This window comes from Enterococcus sp. AZ177 (assembly GCF_050544585.1).
In the GTDB taxonomy this organism is placed as follows: domain Bacteria; phylum Bacillota; class Bacilli; order Lactobacillales; family Enterococcaceae; genus Enterococcus_L; species Enterococcus_L plantarum.
On record NZ_CP172944.1, the window covers coordinates 2,319,351 to 2,336,908 of the forward strand.

The 17,558-nt window shown below is 33.3% G+C and carries 13 protein-coding genes; all 13 read right to left on the reverse strand.

Translation table 11 applies throughout. The features are described 5' to 3' along the window. Nucleotides 1-154: 154 nt before the first annotated feature. Entirely contained in the window at nucleotides 155-670 is a 516-nt protein-coding gene (locus IGJ34_RS11300; protein ID WP_069654358.1) for a hypothetical protein, read from the reverse strand. A 16-nt stretch (nucleotides 671-686) separates the two neighbouring features. Further along, entirely contained in the window at nucleotides 687-3,077 is a 2,391-nt protein-coding gene (locus tag IGJ34_RS11305; protein WP_069654359.1) for a C39 family peptidase, read from the reverse strand. A gap of 184 nt (nucleotides 3,078-3,261) precedes the next feature. Beyond that, nucleotides 3,262-4,686 carry a lipopolysaccharide biosynthesis protein gene (locus tag IGJ34_RS11310; protein WP_430597490.1) on the reverse strand — a complete coding sequence of 475 codons (1,425 nt, stop codon included), beginning with the start codon at nucleotides 4,684-4,686 and terminating at the stop codon, nucleotides 3,262-3,264. 70 nt (nucleotides 4,687-4,756) lie between these two features. Further along, nucleotides 4,757-5,677, reverse strand: coding sequence for a lipopolysaccharide biosynthesis protein (locus IGJ34_RS11315; RefSeq protein ID WP_069654361.1), 921 nt, complete (start codon nucleotides 5,675-5,677; stop codon nucleotides 4,757-4,759). Between the two features lie 14 nt (nucleotides 5,678-5,691). After that, nucleotides 5,692-6,525, reverse strand: coding sequence for a LicD family protein (locus IGJ34_RS11320; RefSeq protein WP_430597491.1), 834 nt, complete (start codon nucleotides 6,523-6,525; stop codon nucleotides 5,692-5,694). Continuing rightward, entirely contained in the window at nucleotides 6,522-7,895 is a 1,374-nt protein-coding gene (locus IGJ34_RS11325; RefSeq protein ID WP_430597492.1) for an O-antigen ligase family protein, read from the reverse strand. Before IGJ34_RS11325 ends, IGJ34_RS11320 begins: the two co-directional genes overlap by 4 nt. 28 nt (nucleotides 7,896-7,923) lie before the next feature. Continuing rightward, nucleotides 7,924-8,907, reverse strand: coding sequence for a glycosyltransferase (locus tag IGJ34_RS11330; protein WP_206834469.1), 984 nt, complete (start codon nucleotides 8,905-8,907; stop codon nucleotides 7,924-7,926). A gap of 7 nt (nucleotides 8,908-8,914) precedes the next feature. After that, nucleotides 8,915-9,967, reverse strand: a complete 1,053-nt coding sequence (locus IGJ34_RS11335; RefSeq protein ID WP_430597493.1) for an NAD-dependent epimerase/dehydratase family protein — start codon at nucleotides 9,965-9,967, stop codon at nucleotides 8,915-8,917. A gap of 9 nt (nucleotides 9,968-9,976) precedes the next feature. Then, nucleotides 9,977-10,681 (reverse strand): IspD/TarI family cytidylyltransferase, encoded by a 705-nt coding sequence (locus IGJ34_RS11340; RefSeq protein ID WP_069654365.1) that lies wholly within the window; start codon nucleotides 10,679-10,681, stop codon nucleotides 9,977-9,979. After that, nucleotides 10,682-11,566 (reverse strand): LicD family protein, encoded by an 885-nt coding sequence (locus tag IGJ34_RS11345; RefSeq protein ID WP_430597494.1) that lies wholly within the window; start codon nucleotides 11,564-11,566, stop codon nucleotides 10,682-10,684. A 269-nt stretch (nucleotides 11,567-11,835) separates the two neighbouring features. Next, entirely contained in the window at nucleotides 11,836-13,398 is a 1,563-nt protein-coding gene (locus IGJ34_RS11350) for a glycosyltransferase family 39 protein (RefSeq protein WP_069654367.1), read from the reverse strand. A gap of 190 nt (nucleotides 13,399-13,588) precedes the next feature. Then, nucleotides 13,589-16,321, reverse strand: coding sequence for a GW domain-containing glycosaminoglycan-binding protein (locus IGJ34_RS11355; protein WP_430597495.1), 2,733 nt, complete (start codon nucleotides 16,319-16,321; stop codon nucleotides 13,589-13,591). 408 nt (nucleotides 16,322-16,729) lie between these two features. Continuing rightward, nucleotides 16,730-17,554, reverse strand: a complete 825-nt coding sequence (locus IGJ34_RS11360; protein WP_111248327.1) for a glycosyltransferase — start codon at nucleotides 17,552-17,554, stop codon at nucleotides 16,730-16,732. Nucleotides 17,555-17,558 lie beyond the last annotated feature (4 nt).

Consider the following 17,558-nt stretch of genomic DNA (forward strand, 5'->3'; position numbering starts at 1 on the left):
CCTAATTTTAGATAGAATAAAAAACTTACTTTCATAACCTCTTTAGTTTATCACGGTTTTTTAAAGAGGTCTACTTTAATTACAAAAACTAGCTGTCCTAGAAGACAGCTAGTCGATTTTCCCCTCAATCAATCTGCTATGAAAGAAGATTAATTTATTTCTCTTTTGCAATCTCAACCACCGATTTTTTTTCTTTTTTCGCTTGTTTTATTAGATCGATAATCTCGTTATTATGCATCTTATCAGGATCGATATTTGCCGCTTTTAACTCCTCGCGAGCTTTGTCGATTTCAGCTTCATCGATGCTTTTATCTGGTTGATCTTTTAAATATTGAGAAATAGATTGACCATTTTTCTTTATTGCTGACCTCATTGTCTGAATTTCTTGATCTGTAAATAATGTACTATCAAAGCCAGCTTGCTCAATTTCTTCTCTATACTTCATTAACTCTTCCACACTAAGAGTGACTTCTTCATAGCTATAAGATACTTCAGTTTCACTAGAATAATCGATAACTTTTGACTTGTCAAAATTGTTTGCACTTGAAGATGTACTTGTCTCTAAGTCCTGATTTTTCGTACTTTTTTTGTCATTCATTTTAACAAAAATTATGATGCCTATTATTAAAATGATGATGCAAAATAAAAACATTAGTCTCTTATTTTTCATTTATTTGTCCTCTATTCTACTTATCAATAGAAACAGCCATTTTATTTGGGCTATAAGAAAGTGCTAAAGTTCCTTCACTTACCCACATCGTTCCATAAATTGGATCTGTCACATGGAAACTATTTCCATCAAAACCAGTCACTAACCAAACATGTAAATTAGCAACTTTTAAAGAACCATAATACGTACCGTCTATTCTAGGTGCCGCTAAATAAGGGTAGGTTCCCCAAACGACAATTGGATTTCCTTTCATCAATTCTTCTTTGAATTGACCTGTATCAACACCACTGATATCTCTTGAATTAGGTGCATATCGTTTAGCATATGGTGTAAAGGCTCTTGGATAAATCGTGTGGAAGCCGTATTTATCTGTTGGGCTTCCATTAAACCCTTCATGCGGATTTCCCCAAGAAGGAACTTTAGGAACCGCATTGGTCACTTGATGCACATTCTGTCCATGTGTAGCCCCTAAATATTCTAATGCCATGTATAAAGAAAATTCTTCACAGCCGTTCGGATACCCCATGGTCATTTGATTATAGTATGGAACATCCATAAATGTTTTTTGTCCTTTATTTGTTGCTGTTACGATATTTTTTCCTGCTGTCACATAGCCGTAAGGTGTTTCTAAAATAGGATAACCATTCTTATCTAATACTCTTCGTTTAACATTGATCACTGTTCCAGCAGCGATATCATTACCTCTTCTTAGTGATCTATCTGTATAGTAGTGTCTTGTTTTCAGTTCGATTCGTTTGGGCGCATCCATGTAATAGTTTCCCAATCCAGAAGGAGCTTTTTTATAATTATTTGAAATTGTTGGCCCTTTAGACATTTTTTTGACTAAGACAATATCAAATGCTTCCATTCTAAAACGGTAACCAGACGTACCACTGATACCCGCATTTTTATTCCAACCTAACCAACCAAAGTATTCTGCATGTGTTCGATAATAAACATCAAAATGTTTAGCTAGTTCCCCAGTTAAACGAACATCGTATGCTTCAATTCGTTTCGACTCACCTGTTGTTCCACTTAATTGATTGTTAGAAACATAATTTTGCCAGCCTTTGTCTTGCACATGGCTTCTATATTCAATTCCACCAGTAACTGGAGCATTCTCAACTCTTATTTTGATTGCTTCTACTCGCTTACTTTGTCCCATCGAACCATTTGTTTGACCATTTTTGCTTGGAGGTTGCCAACCTTTGTCTTGTACATGACTTTGATAAACGATGTCAGGTTGCTTAAATTTTACAAAATACTTAGTTTTAGCCCCTGGAATTGTCAGACCTTTTTTTACTAATTTAACTTCTATTGATTCTAACTGATAGCTAAAGCCTGATGTTCCTGCATTTTGGCCATTACTTGCCCAATCTAACCAACCGAAATTTTTTGCATGCACACGATAATAGACATCAAAATGCTTTGCAAGCTCGCCCGTTAGGCGAATACTTAATGCTTCCATTCGTTTTGATTGCTTCATCGTTCCTGTAATTTCGTTATTAGAAACGTAATTTTGCCAACCGATGTCTTGTACATGACTTCTATATTCGATTCCACCGGTAACAGGTAAGTTATTAACTGCTATTTTCATAGCTTCCATTCGTTTTGATTGACCCTTTGTACCACTCATTTGTCCATTTGATTTTATATCTTGCCAGCCAATATCTTGTACATGGCTTTGATAATTTACATTTGGCTTTTTATATTGTACTGAAGGACGTTTTGTAGAGCCTGGTGCTGCTTGACCTTTTTCTTTTAATTGAATTTGAATTCCTTCAATTTGATATGAAAAAGCCATAGTTCCGGCACTTTGTCCATTTACTGCCCAATCTAGCCAACCAAAATTTTGAACTTGAACTCTATAATAAATATCATAGTTCGCTTTTAACGAATCCGTCAGTTGAATTTGAATTGCTTCTAATCTTTTACCTGCTATTCCACTGATTTCGTTAGCGGAAACATAATTTTGCCACCCAACATCTGATACATGTGCACGGTATTGGATACCACTTGCAGTTGGTTCTATTCCTTCGATTCCAATTTTAATCGCTTCAATTCTTTTATTTGGAAAAGAACTGCTTCCACCATTTGCTTGACCTACTTGCCAACCTATTTTTTCATTATAGATTGAATAGGATAACTTTGGCTGTTCGCTTCTTAACTCGGTTGTTTCTGTAGTATCTGTTGTTATTCTTTTTTCAGCGCTTTCATTACTACTTGAATCCAATTCGCTTGATTGTACTTCAGTATTTTCTATTACCTTTTCTGAACTTTGTTCAATGAATTGACTTTCACTTGTATTTTCAGAATTATTTACTTTATCCTCTGCTAATACCAAAGTTGGCATAACCATTAAACTCGTCATAATACCAACTAACAAATAACCTAAATTCTTTTTCAATTATTCCACCCCTTATAGTTGAATAATTTAATTGTAGCAAAGTTATTTCTTTTTGTCCACAATCTCTAAATTACTATTTGTAATCTATTTGAAACAATTAAAAAATAGAAAATAATGCAAAATCTAAAAATAAATTTGCATTATTCTCTATTGAATTTAGCGAACGACTTATAGTCATTCATTACTAAGTTCCCTTTAGTAACCCCCGAAACTCTCTGAAACTTCTTGTTATTTTTTTGTAACTAAATAAAAGATATATTAAATAACATACTCCATAAACCGCAGTGCTTACAAAACTTCCTCCGAATAATACGTTACTAAGTATAAACAAAATAGTTAAAAGAGTTTCAAAAATCATCGATTTTTTAATATGGATATTCATCGATTTACACAAGAAAAATTCTGCAAAATTACAACGGAAAGCTAAACTTATCAATATAAGTCCAACTGCCCAAGTCAAGTTGCCTAGACCAAAAATAATTATAATTGATAAAATTAACGATAATGATAAGGTTGTCACATTAACAAATAAAATCGTTTTTTCTTTTCTTAATGTTTTTAGATAGGTATTGATCAGTAAGGACATTCTACCTTCATAAATGATGATTGGGAATAATATTCCCATGAATTTCAAGCTCTCTGCATAATCAGGAAGCCATAATGAAAGTACAAATTTAGCAGGAACATAAAATAGCAAAATCGCATAGGTGATTGGCACAAACAAGTCTCTTAAAGTAACAAACAAAGCTGGCAATTTTTGCTGATTCGTTCTCCTTAATAACGGAAACATAACTACTCCAACTGCATTAACAAATGTTAAAAACATATTGGAAATACTAAGCGTAAACGATAATTTACCAAAAGTTTCAATCGTCCATTTCTTTTCTACAAAGAAGCGAATCGTCCCAATAATTAGCATACTTGCAACACTACTAAGCATTAATTTACTACCAATGTTGATATTATCGACTATTTCAGGCAAGATTTTTTTTAAACTCACTATTTTCAAGTTCAGCATATCTCTGATTCGATACATTCCCCAAATCGTCATGATCAATCTAGAAAGAATATCCATAACGATTAGCCAGAAAAAGTTACGCCCTCCTAAAAGGAAATAACCGCCAATCAACATTACATATAGATATCGATCACTTCTAGATAACTGCGCATACTCTTTAATACGATTCGTAGATTGGAAAATATACAAAATAAAGGTTTTAGCTATCGTTACTAATGAAACAACTGCAGTGAGCAGTATAATCACCATCTTATTTCCTGGAGTCATGAAAAACAGTGCCCAAAAAATTACAAGCGAGGAAACAATGCACTCAAAAATAGCTAAATACCAAAACTGAGACCCTAAATTTCTTTTGTCAAGCTCCTCATATTCTTCTCCACCAATTTTTAAATAAATACCGTCGATCCAACCTAAGTGAAAAAAACCGACATATGAAGAATAAAATACATACAATTGCCAATAACCGTATTCTCTAACCCCTAAAAGTTTAGGTACGAATAGGTTTAAAAGAATTGAGATACCCAAAGTAGCAAAATTAGCCGCAACTGTATAATATAAATTTTTTATGACTGATTTAGCTTTTTCATTCATGATAGGTCCCTCGAATTTCATTATTTATTTTCACAATTAAAATTGTCATTTAACAGAAAAAACATCTGGTCTATTTCAAAAAAAAGTTGTTAAACCAACCTTCAAATTTATATTTCTCCATCACCGTTTCTGGAATAGTTACGCTAGGTATTTTTAGGAAGCCTAGAATTTCATTTTTATTACTCTCATTAAGCAAAAATATATTTTCAGGTGCATAAAAATCCATATCTTGGACACTTGTGTTGTTCGTTATTAGTTTTTTTTTCAGAAACATCGCTTCAATCGGTCGCAAGGAAAGACCGTATTGGTCATTTTGAACAATATCTAATACTGCTGTTGTATTCCCTTCATAATTAATCAACTCTTCATATGAAATAGGCTCTTTATAATCATAATCAGAACGAGAATTTTTAGATGAATTTACTACATAAATGAAAGGTTTTAATTTCTTACTAATGAAATACTGCTCTAGTTCTAATAATAAATTTAAGCGGCCTTTGTCGACACCAATAAAACAAATATCGGAAAGATACGTAGGATCACTCTTATAAACAATTAATTTTGACTGATCAATAAACTGATTATTATGATTTAATCCATATTTTTTACAATCATCCTTGTCAAAAGACCATAATTCACAATTCAAATCAGCAAAAAAATGAACTGGCGTATCTTTAGATACTGGATTGCTGTACCAAACAACAATTCTAATAGATGGAAATTTCTTATTCAAGTACTTAATTACAGGTCGTGAGAAGAAATGGGAGTTTAATAAAACAAAATCAATCTCTTCCAATTTTTTTTTCCAATCTCCATAAAAGAAAGAGGCAGACTGTAAATTCATTTTTTTATCTAAATAATTCATTACTTTAACACCCAAAGTTCGCTTATCGAAATACTTTTCTACGTGTATGCCCAAATCTTGTGCATCGCTTGAAAATAGCACTGATTTTTCATCTAAAGTAATAATCATCATTCGGCTATAATCCAATGATTTTTGCCCCCTTAGTTAACTTCTTTCCAATAAAACGTATATGGATGATGCGTAACTCGCTCTGATTCTGGTGGTAATTGCATATAGTCATCATAACGCAACGTTAAAAACTTTTCACGGTCTTTTATAGCGCGAACCGTTTTCCCTGCAAATTCTACATCTTCGTAATGTTCAAACCACTCTGTAGGAAAAACGCCCCATTCTTCGTCAACGAATTCAATATAACCACATATAGGTGTTTCAGCAATAGGATACTTACTCATTTCTCCCATTAGTAACTTTTTCCAATGTTTATAATCCCCTTGTTTCATCAACTTACGGTGCTTCGGATAGTGTAAGATTCTCTTCCCGTAAGCTTTCCATCTTGTCTTCGAAATTGCATATGAAGCATTTAATGTTCCTATCATATTATCAAAGTACAAGCTACATTTTTCACCAAACGCCTTTCTAACAGAGTCATCTGATGGAAAACCATCTATTGGAAAAATGTCTACAAAAACCCCTAAATCTGGATCTTCACTATGATAAAATTGTGTTGTTTTCACGCAAGTTCTCTTATCAACCAATTTCGCAAATGGATAGCGATACTTTTCTCTGGTTTCCAAACTCAATAATAAATAGGTTTCATCGTTTGCCAATAATTTTATTAGACGATCATAGTTCGGACGAGTCAGCACAATATCTAAATCATCATCCCAAGGAATATAACCTTGGTGTCGTTCTGACCCAATCAAACTACCATAATAAATCGAATAGTCAATATCATTCTTCCGACAAATGTCATCGATGTGTACGAGGATCTCGACACTAACGTCTTGAATTTCCTTAATATTTAGTTCTTTCATAACTCTATTTCACTCGTTTCCTTCTCGTTTTTTGAATTCAACCTGCCAATGTATAGAAAGAACATCATTGCACCTAATCTATTTACCAAAACAATATCAGTAATCAAACACGCTGAAATTAAAATCGTCAATACGATCAAACTTTGAAATAAGTATTCTTTATAGTTCCTTGTATTCATTTTAAATAGTGTAATTAATGTTTTGATCATATTATATAAAACGAATAGAATAAATGGAATCGTTCCTAAAACACCGGTTGTTGCTAATAAAAAGAAGAAAAAGTTATGTGGCGTCTGTTCTTTTTGGGAAATCCACGTGTTTGGTAAATTTTTCTGTGCATAAGGAAGTATCCCTTTTGGAGAAGTTCCGATTACTGGTGTGCTCTCAAAAATCTCAAATGCACTATTCCAAAGTTTGAATCTACTATTAGAAATATCCGAATCTTCACCCGTATCTGGACGGTCCAAAGAAATATTGTCTTGGTCGTTGCTTTTAATCACAATTACTTTACTTACTGCTTTAGCTGACACTAGTGATACTTTTTGTGTCACTTCCATTGTAAGGTAAAGTCCTACAACAGCTACCACGGTAAGAACAGATGAAATAACCAATCTTTTTAGTATCACAGTCGTTCTTTTACTGTAGTAGCTATAAAAGAATACCCATACAACTGTAATGCCTAGAATTTCTACAGTTGCTGTTCTTGAGCCTGAAAGGACAACGAAGAAAAATTCAAAAATAATACTTGCAATCAAAATGCCTTTATAAAGCTTTGATTTTGCTTCTTTGAAGAGATGTAAAGAAAAACAGATTGCAACTACTGAAATCGTTGCAGCGTAATTAGGATCTACAAAAACACCGTACAAGCGATTTTCAACAAATCCCATGCGAATACCATAATAAAGTTTATCTAATGGTGCTGTGTATTTAAACTGGACAAAAAACATACCTAGAGAAATAATGACTAAAATCAACCAAGTGAAAACTAACACTTTTTCTACTAACTTAAACAAGTCTTTCTGATTTTTTTTTCCTAACTCATAAACAACGAAGAAAAAAAGGACTTCCCAAATTATTAACTTAAAATTGGCGACTAATCCTGTTGGCCCATTTACAATAGATGACACAATCATCACCAAAGTAAATAGCAATAATAATACACTTGGCCTCTGGCGTTTTTGAAACCAATCAACACCATTGCGGATAAGCAATAATCCTCCAACTAATGAAATAATAGTAAAAATAATACTATCAAATTTTGATGGAATAAGGCTATACGTACTAATCATACGTAAAATTAACATAAATTCCCAAACGAGGATAAAAGGTATTTCCACCTTATCAAGTATTTCATTCGCTTTTTTTATCATTAACCCTGTCTCCTTAACTCAATAAAGTTTATTTATTTATTCTTCTGACCATTCCATTTTCTAAACGTGACATCAGTTTATAAAAATAAGGATGTATTCTTAGCGCAATCATTGATAGTTTTCGTGGTTTAGTAAAGTAGTGGTTTTTTAGGACAAACATAAAATTCTTGCGTAAAAATTGAATAATTTCTTTTTGTGTTTTCTTTTCTTCTATCCCTAATTCACCACTGTTCATCATCTTATCTAAAACAGTGAAATACGCCCAACAAACTCGTGTATGTGCAACATTCACTAGTTCTGGATATTTTTCTAAGACACGTGATTCATTCTCTTCCCACGCTTTGATCATATCCAGATCTTTCATCGTAAAATGATTACTTGAAATGCTATTCTCTCGGTGATAATAATAGTACTTTTGACTTGTATCAATAACTACCTTAGATGTCTCTTCCAATACATCTAAAATCACTGCAGCGTCTTCCGTGATCATTCCGACTGGATAACGAACATGCTTGAATATTTCTCTTTTATACAATTTATTCGTTGCACTTATAGTACTTAATTTTCCTTCAAACATGATTTTTGCTGCCCCAACCATATCTGTCACAAGATATTTTCGTTCTTTCACAACAGGTTCTTTTCCAGCATAAATATCTAGAAAACCAACCGTTGCTAAATCAGCCTTTTCATTTTTCAAGTTTGTATATAAAAGCTCATACATGTCCTCTGCAATATAATCATCACTGTCTACAAAACCGAGATAGCGACCTTTAGCAATTTCTATACCTGCATTTCTTGCAGCACTCAATCCACCATTTTTTTGATGAATAACGATTACTCTTTGATCTATTTCAGCATAATCGTCACACATTTGACCGCAATTATCAGGTGACCCATCATCTACTAGAATTAGTTCAAAATCTTGGAATGTCTGATTCAAAATAGAGTTGACACATTTGTCTAAGTATTTTTCAACATTATATACTGGTACTATAATACTTATTTCAGGCACTACCATTTCACTCCTCAGTTTTCATGATTCTAATTATTTGTTCCAATCCTTCATTCAAAGAATAAATAGGCTTCCATCCTAACGTTTCAATTTTCTTTGTATCTAAAATTGCCTGCGTTGCTTTAGAATAACCTGCTGATTCACTTGAATCTGGAATCTCAAAAATAACTTTTGTCCCAGCGATTTCAGAAAGTTTGGTTGCTAATTCTCTTAACGTTAAATCAAATTCACTATTAGCAATGTTATAGGCTTCGCCATTTTTACCATTGAGTAGTAAATATAACAAAGCATAGGCTGCATCAGCTACATAACAATATGAATAGTACTGTGTTCCTTCACTCTTCAATACGATGTCTTCACCATTTACTGCATTTTTAATAAATTGAGAAGAAGCTTTTGAATCTTCTGACAACATAGTAGGCCCAAAGATCCGACAAAGTCTTGGAATGACTACATCAATGCCGTATTGCTTTATATATGCTTGGCAAAGTGCTTCACTTGCACGTTTTCCTTCAGGGTAACCAGCCCTTAAAGTGTTGCAATCGATATAGCCACAATAGCTCTCATCAAATTTTTCAGTATCGCCTCTGTTTTCACCATAAATTTCAACCGTTGAAAGAAACAACACACGCTCAACTTTGTTGTTAGAAGCATAATCAAGTACTTGCTCGGTCCCTTTTATATTCGTCATTATCGTATTGATTGGATCACTTACATAGGCTTTTGGATGCGTGTTACTTGCGCCATGGATGATAAAATCATAGTGAACATCAGATGATAAGGGTTCTAGTATATCTCCAACAACTAAATGAAAATTGGGGCTCTCTTTATAGTTGATAAATCTTGATTCTAACTTATTTAGATTTCGTCCCATTGCATAAATAGAAATATTCAAATTTTGTTTTTCATTTATGGCCATTAAGCAGTCAATCAAAAAGGTACCGATCATTCCAGATGCACCCACAAAAAGTAATGATTTATTATTTAACTTTCCCCAGTCTAATGGATTTTGGATCACTTTTTCAACATCGTTTTGATAATCAAGATTTCTTGAAAACATATTATTCTCCTATTCTTCCTTCATTCGAAGATATCCTTTGAACAATTGCAGATCGTCTTGTGTTGTCAACTTAATATTTTTATCCGAGCCCACAGCAAAATAAAGAGTCTCTCCCAGATCAACCATCATTGTATTTGTGTATGATGACTCTGAAATACCGATTCCTTCTCTAAAAGCTTTCTCATAAGCCCAAACAAGTTTATCGAATTGGTACGCTTGAGGTGTAGATACTCTTCGTAATGTCTCTCTATTAATATATTGTTTGGTTGTTTCTTCTGTTTCTTTCACGAAAATTTGTTCATTATAAGGTAAAGAAGTGACTGCATTGCCGAACTCTTTACATTTTACGATGACATCAGATAATACAATCTCATCTACTAATGGTCGAATGCCATCATGAATCACAACAGTATCCTCTTCAGTTGAATGTTCTTTAAGAAAATCAACACCATTTCTGATAGATTCTTGTCCGCTATTACCACCTTCAATGATCCATGCTAGTTTATCAATAGTATATTCTTTTGCGTAAGCATATAAAGTGTCTTCCCATCCTTTTTTGCAAACAACTAAAATTCTATCGATCATCGGATGTTTTTGAAAAGATTCTAACGTATAAATAATAATTGGTTTGTCTTCCACCATAATAAATTGTTTCGGAATATCTTGTCCCATTCTTTTGCCGACTCCACCGGCTATAATCAATGCTGTAATCATTTATTTTTCCTCCTTCAAACTTTCCACACAATAGTATAGTCCTTTATATTTTTTATACGTATGTTCAGTATCTATCAAAACAGCTTCATGATGGGAAATCCGATCTTTTTCATCAGGTAACTCCATATAATGACCAAAAACTTGTGTCAAATAATTATCATAGCCCACAGGTACAGGCATATAAGTATCTTCAAAAGGAAGATATTCTGCTTTTTCAAAATCTTGTCTCTTATATAAATTGCCCATATATCTTGGACCTACACAAAGCTCAGTTACAAATTCGCAACGATCGAAGTCATATTTTGACATTTGTTTGCTCGCAAATGACCAAATGATATAACGACTTTTTTTAGTTGGAAACAATTTTAGTAGAATTCGACTCCCCATCGCCATAATACCTCCATGTTTTTCAGGTACTACTTGTGAACAAAATAGCGCATAAATGAGTGCCCATCCTTTTTGGATTTTTCTCTTGATTGTTGAGTTTGGTGCACCGTCCAAAGGAAATATATCAATCGGTAATCCATGAGGGATATCTAGATATGCTTGATACGGTTTAATAAACGTCGTATTATTCGCTCGGATCGTAGTGAAAGAATTATGGTCAATAAATGTTTTTGATGGTCTCAAAATCGAATATTTATCCATGTCCGCATGTTGAGACCATAAATCATAAAGTTTTTCATAATCCTTACGCGGCATGAAGAAATCTAAATCATCATCCCATGGTATAAAACCTTTATTCCTAACAGTTCCAATACAGCCTCCACCGCAAAAATAACACAATAATTGATATTTTTCACAAAAGCGAACGAAGTACTTCGCCATTTCTAAATTTATTTTTTGAATCTCTTTTATCTGATCTGTATTTTTTATATCATTCATGGTTGAATACTAAGCTCCTCAAAACACTTAAATTTTTTCAAAAATACACCTTGTCCATTCTCTCACATCTATTAAAAACTTTCAATAACTTGCCTAATATCTTAATGTAACTGTAAAAGACAATAGCGATTATACAGATTAATAGGCTCTTTTACTTAGTTTATTATTTATTCAAAAAAAATACTGAGATCAAGTATCAGAGAAAATCTGATACTTGATCTCAGTATTATTAATGATAAAAATTTAATACAACGTATAGTTTTTATAAATCAGACTATTTTTTTATGTTTTTCTTCTGATTTTTGAAATAATAACCCAATTGCTAAAATAGCTGGTATAAAAATCCCCATAGAATACCTTGGACTGGACTCCCATATTAATAAAAATACAAAATATCCCGTTATATAAATACTACTAAAAAATATAAATGGATTTATAACTTTGAAAAATTTAATTGCAGAAAAAATAATACCTAAATAAATCAAATATTGGATGACCATCATGATTGAATAAACAATCAAACCGCTGAAATTATTTTGGAAAACCCACATTTTTTCTTGATTTTTTCCAGTACCCAAAAAGACTTCAAAAGAAGATTTTAAATCTCCTGAACCCCACGTTACAGAAACTTTGTTATTAAGTGCCTGAATTAGTTGTATCAGATTCATAGCTTTAAGTCTTTGTTTAATGACTTTTATATGTTCTACTTGAATTTTCTCTTTTGACATTTTTTTATCTAAAAACATATCCCAAGTAAATCGTTGCTCACTTGAATCATAAGCGCCAACTGTCCATTTAGCCTTGTTCTCATTAGGCAAGTCATCAGGAATAGGCGTGTTATGTAACCCCATCATTATATAATGAGTATTAGGCTGTCCATAATTTTTATCTGGAAATAGATTCTGAGAATCGATAAATTGTCCCCATAAAAAATGACCGAAAAATAAGAATATAAAAGGAACCAGCCCTATGACTCTTCGCTTTCCATTATTATATAATAATAAAAATAAGGATAACGCAATCACTAGTATAAGCACCGTTCCCTTACTAATAAAACCTAACACACAAAAAATGGAGGTTAATATGATATAAAGATAGCTGAATTTATTTGTTCCTTCATTTGCTGTTTTTAAATAGCTCGTAAAGAAGAACAACGTTACTGACATGAAAAATAGAGATAATATATCTGTATAGGCAACAGGAACATGTAACGTAATTTGAATAGCAAAGACAAGAATCTGAATCGCTACTAAGGACACTAAATTACTGACTTTTAAATTCTTTAACGATAAAAAGGTCAACAGAATCGTGATTATATGCATTAGACTAAATACTATAATGATTGAACTGTAGTTAGGACCAAAAAAGGTCCGAATAGCTGAAAAAATATACATTAGAAGAAGGTTTTGAGGGTTAGAATACATATAATTATATCCCCACTTCTCACCAAGAGATAACTGATCCAAAAATTTTAATGTAATTGCAGCGTCATCTACAGCTTGTTTAAAGCCAATAAATTTGATAAACAGTAATAGCGAGATAAAATAGATTGTCAATTCTATCGTAAAAAAAATAAAAGTGAATTTATTACTGAGTACCCATTTTTTTGTCCCTTTCGCCAAAAAGCGGGCAATAACAGGATACAAAAGTAACGTAAAAACGAAACAACTACTATTAATCAAGATAATTGTTTTGGTTGAATGAACATTTCTAAATAACGAAAATATTTCCCCAATCCTAGGAGAAAAAATTGTCGTAAAAATAGCCCATAACATTGTAAAAATAGATGCTGCTAAGAAAAATGTATAAATATAATTCAAATATTTTTTCATATGCCACCTCTTTATAATCATTATCTCTACACCTTTTTTATTTTCAGTCCGCTAGCGAATAGAACAAATCTTCTTAAAACACACTAAGTTTATTGATATCTTTATATCCAAAGTATAGACCATCCCAGACAAATACATTTGCTATAGATGGTCATTCATTTAAATATCGTTAATTTATTTATTGATCCAACTACTTATCGAAGCCTTTCGCATCCATCCAACCGATTACTTTTCCACCTAATTTGAATTGGTACCATGTGGCTTTTACTGTTTTCGCTTCTTTAATGATTTCAACGTCTTTTCCAGCGTACGTTGGGCTACTTGCTAGTCTTGGATTGTTGCCTTCCGTATAGTAAATTTTGTTGTAGATGCCGTGGTTTTGATTTGAACTTACTTTTGCTTTGAAGCTGACAGCTCGCTCATATTCAATTGCATCATACTTATCGAAGCCTTTCGCATCCATCCAGCCGATTACTTTTCCACCTAATTTGAATTGGTACCATGTGGCTTTTACTGTTTTCGCTTCTTTAATGATTTCAACATCTTTTCCAGCGTAGGTTGGGCTACTTGCTAGTCTTGGATTGTTGCCTTCCGTATAGTAAATTTTGTTGTAGATGCCGTGGTTTTGATTTGAACTTACTTTTGCTTTGAAGCTGACAGCTCGCTCATATTCAATTGCATCATACTTATCGAAGCCTTTCGCATCCATCCAGCCGATTACTTTTCCACCTAATTTGAATTGGTACCATGTGGCTTTTACTGTTTTCGCTTCTTTAATGATTTCAACATCTTTTCCAGCGTACGTTGGGCTACTTGCTAGTCTTGGATTGTTGCCTTCCGTGTAATAGATTTTATTATAGATGCCGTGGTTTTGATTTGAACTTACTTTTGCTTTGAAGCTGACAGCTCGCTCATATTCAATTGCATCATACTTATCGAAGCCTTTCGCATCCATCCAACCGATTACTTTTCCACCTAATTTGAATTGGTACCATGTGGCTTTTACTGTTTTCGCTTCTTTAATGATTTCAACGTCTTTTCCAGCGTACGTTGGGCTACTTCCTAGTCTTGGGTTGTTGCCTTCCGTGTAGTAAATTTTGTTGTAGATACCGTGGTTTTGTTTTGAACTTACTTTTGCTTTGAAGTTAACTGTCTTTTCATATTCAATTGCATCATACTTATCGAAGCCTTTCGCATCCATCCAACCGATTACTTTTCCACCTAATTTGAATTGGTACCATGTGGCTTTTGTTGTTTTCGCTTCTTTAATGATTTCAACATCTTTTCCAGCGTACGTTGGGCTACTTGCTAGTCTTGGATTATTGCCTTCCGTGTAATAGATTTTATTATAGATGCCGTGGTTTTGTTTTGAACTTACTTTTGCTTTGAAGCTGACTGTTTTCTCATATTCGATCGCGTCATAAGTGTCAAATCCTTTCGCATCCATCCAACCTACGACGACACCGTTTACTTTGAATTGGTACCACGTCGCTTTTACTGTTTTCGCTTCTTTAATGATCTCTACATCTTTGCCAGCGTACGTTGGGCTACTTCCTAGTCTTGGATTGTTGCCTTCCGTGTAGTAGATTTTATTGTAGATGCCGTGGTTTTGTTTTGAACTTACTTTTGCTTTGAAGCTGACTGTTTTCTCATATTCGATCGCGTCATAAGTGTCAAATCCTTTCGCATCCATCCAACCTACGACGACACCGTTTACTTTGAATTGGTACCACGTCGCTTTTACTGTTTTCGCCTCTTTAATGATCTCTACATCTTTTCCAGCGTACGTTGGACTACTTCCTAGTCTTGGGTTATCTCCCTCAGTATTGTAAATTTTGCTATAAATCCCATGATTTTGTCCACTTTTTATAATCCCTTTAACGTTTACATCTTTCTCATAATCTATAAGATCATAGGAATCTCCTGAACTTAGAAACAAATTATTATACGAAATATTGACATCAAATTTACCGCCTATTCCAGTATTAACATTTGGGAAAGTTACCTCTGAGGACCATTGCCATGCTGCATAATTTGTATGAAGTAAATTTGTATTTACAGGATTGTATGGATACTGAGCGACCCAACTATTCTGTAAACCTAGAACAGCTGTATCTAATATTTTTCTGTTGAACCAATCAAACATAGAATAATGAGCAACTTTATTATAGCCCCAAGCATTTAATCTATTTCGAAAAACTACTGAATTAGCCGTTACATTTCCTTCCGCCATCTGCGTTTGTTCTGCATCGTTTACCATCACCGTATTCTTAGACAGCCCTAACGCCGAAGCTTGGCTTGCAAAAAAGTCAGCTTCTGCTTCAGCCATTTTTGCATCAGAAAACCAACTATAATGATATACCGATACAGATAAACCAGCTTGTTTAGCATTTTCAATCTGAGTTTTTGCATATGGATTGACATAGGTCGTAAACTCCGTTAATTTTACAACAACTCCCGTTACTCCATAACTTTTCATTATATTGTAATCATTAACTGATATATTACCGTTGTGTGAAGATACATCGACAAAGTTGATTGACGGTCTATTCGGTTCTGTTGCCGTAAAATAAGGAACTGCAAGTGCATAAGAACGGAATTGTGGTGTTGCAACTAAGTCTGAACGTCGGTTAGGATCTGTCGGCAAAAAATCTGGATTTTTTTGCGCTTGTTTGCCCATTGGTGAATTATTGTTCTCAGTGATTTCTATATCTTGTGAAGAGTTCAGCTCCTCTTCTTTCGATTGATTGTCACTCTCCATTTGTGTTGAATTACTCGACTCTTCTGTCTCACTAATACTGCTTGTTGTTTCCGTTGTCTGTTCAGTAGAGCTTACTACTTCGGCATTTTCGTTTGCCCAAGCTTGAGAATTGAAACCAGTAATAGCAACAAGTACTCCTACTAAAATAAAAATTTTTTTCATCAAATATTCCTCTCATAATTATTTAACATGCCCATCAACTTATTCAAAATCCAACAGTTCATGATTTTATTCTTAAAATTAGTCGTATCAAATTTTTTCAACTCGATTATGGGGTTCATTAAACATATTTTAGTTTGTTAAAAATTTTCGTATAAATGATATGGTACGTTTATAACTCAATGTTCATATGTATGTAGATTGGTCTTTAAACTATTTTATGTACAAGTTAAAACAGCTTCTAGCTACTCATAACTTTATGGTCACAATAATTCAATAAAACGTTAAATACTTATTAAATTAGAATCAGGATTCCTTATAAACAAGTGTATATTTTACAAGGAAATCCCTTCTAAAATGGCTGATAACACAACAGCGAAAGTAATCTTCTTATTTTAGCAACTTCTATCTTTAATTTCTAAGTTGTTTTTGATAAAACGAGCCTCTTAGTTTATTCGGCATTAAACTAATGATTATATGGACTAAAGAAACAAATAGTAAATCATTGATTTTCCCCAGACCCTTTTTGTAAATAATCCATCTAGCTTTTAGCCCTGGAATCAAGTAGGAAACTCCACCTCTTCTAGAATACATTTCAGCCCCTGTTCTTGCATAGACAAGAGTCTGCTGTAAGTTTAAACTTACTGAATTCTCTTTCAAAAGACGCACCCATAAATAATAATCCTCGAATCCTGGCAAAGGCTGATAATTCCCAACTGCTATGACTGCCTCTTTTTTGAACATTATTGTCATATGATTGAATGGATTTCTTCGTTTTGAATAGGTTCTAATTGCTTCATTACTTTCAGGCATATGTTTTCTTGCAAGCTCATTATCAGGAGTTCCTTCAAATTCAATAATATTTGAACCCAAGATCGTTAACTTGTCATTCTTCAAAAACTCTTGATATTGTACTTCTAAACGATTTTCTACCATAATATCATCAGTGTCCATTCGAGCTATCAAAGAATTTCTACACTTCTCTACTCCAATAGCTAAAGCCGTACCAAGCCCTTGGTTCTCTTCCAATGAAATCACTGTGAGTTGTTCCCCAAGCTTTTCTTTGTACTGCTGAATGATTTCATATAACTCATTCGTCAGTGGGCCATCTTCGACTAGCAGAATTTCTTCTGGTTGAGCCGTTTGGTTGATCGTACTTTCCATAGCTTGAATAAAGTATTCTGGTTTCTCTTTAACATAGATCGACATTAATACACTAACAGCTATCTTTTGCATTTTT

Coding starts and splice junctions, on each gene's coding strand:
- IGJ34_RS11320 (WP_430597491.1), bottom strand. CDS start 6,525: ATGAAAGAACTAAATATTAAGGAAATTCAAGACGTTAGTGTCGAGATC.
- IGJ34_RS11350 (WP_069654367.1), bottom strand. CDS start 13,398: ATGAAAAAATATTTGAATTATATTTATACATTTTTCTTAGCAGCATCT.
- IGJ34_RS11345 (WP_430597494.1), bottom strand. CDS start 11,566: ATGAATGATATAAAAAATACAGATCAGATAAAAGAGATTCAAAAAATA.
- IGJ34_RS11335 (WP_430597493.1), bottom strand. CDS start 9,967: ATGTTTTCAAGAAATCTTGATTATCAAAACGATGTTGAAAAAGTGATC.
- IGJ34_RS11360 (WP_111248327.1), bottom strand. CDS start 17,554: ATGCAAAAGATAGCTGTTAGTGTATTAATGTCGATCTATGTTAAAGAG.
- IGJ34_RS11310 (WP_430597490.1), bottom strand. CDS start 4,686: ATGAATGAAAAAGCTAAATCAGTCATAAAAAATTTATATTATACAGTT.
- IGJ34_RS11325 (WP_430597492.1), bottom strand. CDS start 7,895: ATGATAAAAAAAGCGAATGAAATACTTGATAAGGTGGAAATACCTTTT.
- IGJ34_RS11340 (WP_069654365.1), bottom strand. CDS start 10,681: ATGATTACAGCATTGATTATAGCCGGTGGAGTCGGCAAAAGAATGGGA.
- IGJ34_RS11300 (WP_069654358.1), bottom strand. CDS start 670: ATGAAAAATAAGAGACTAATGTTTTTATTTTGCATCATCATTTTAATA.
- IGJ34_RS11355 (WP_430597495.1), bottom strand. CDS start 16,321: ATGAAAAAAATTTTTATTTTAGTAGGAGTACTTGTTGCTATTACTGGT.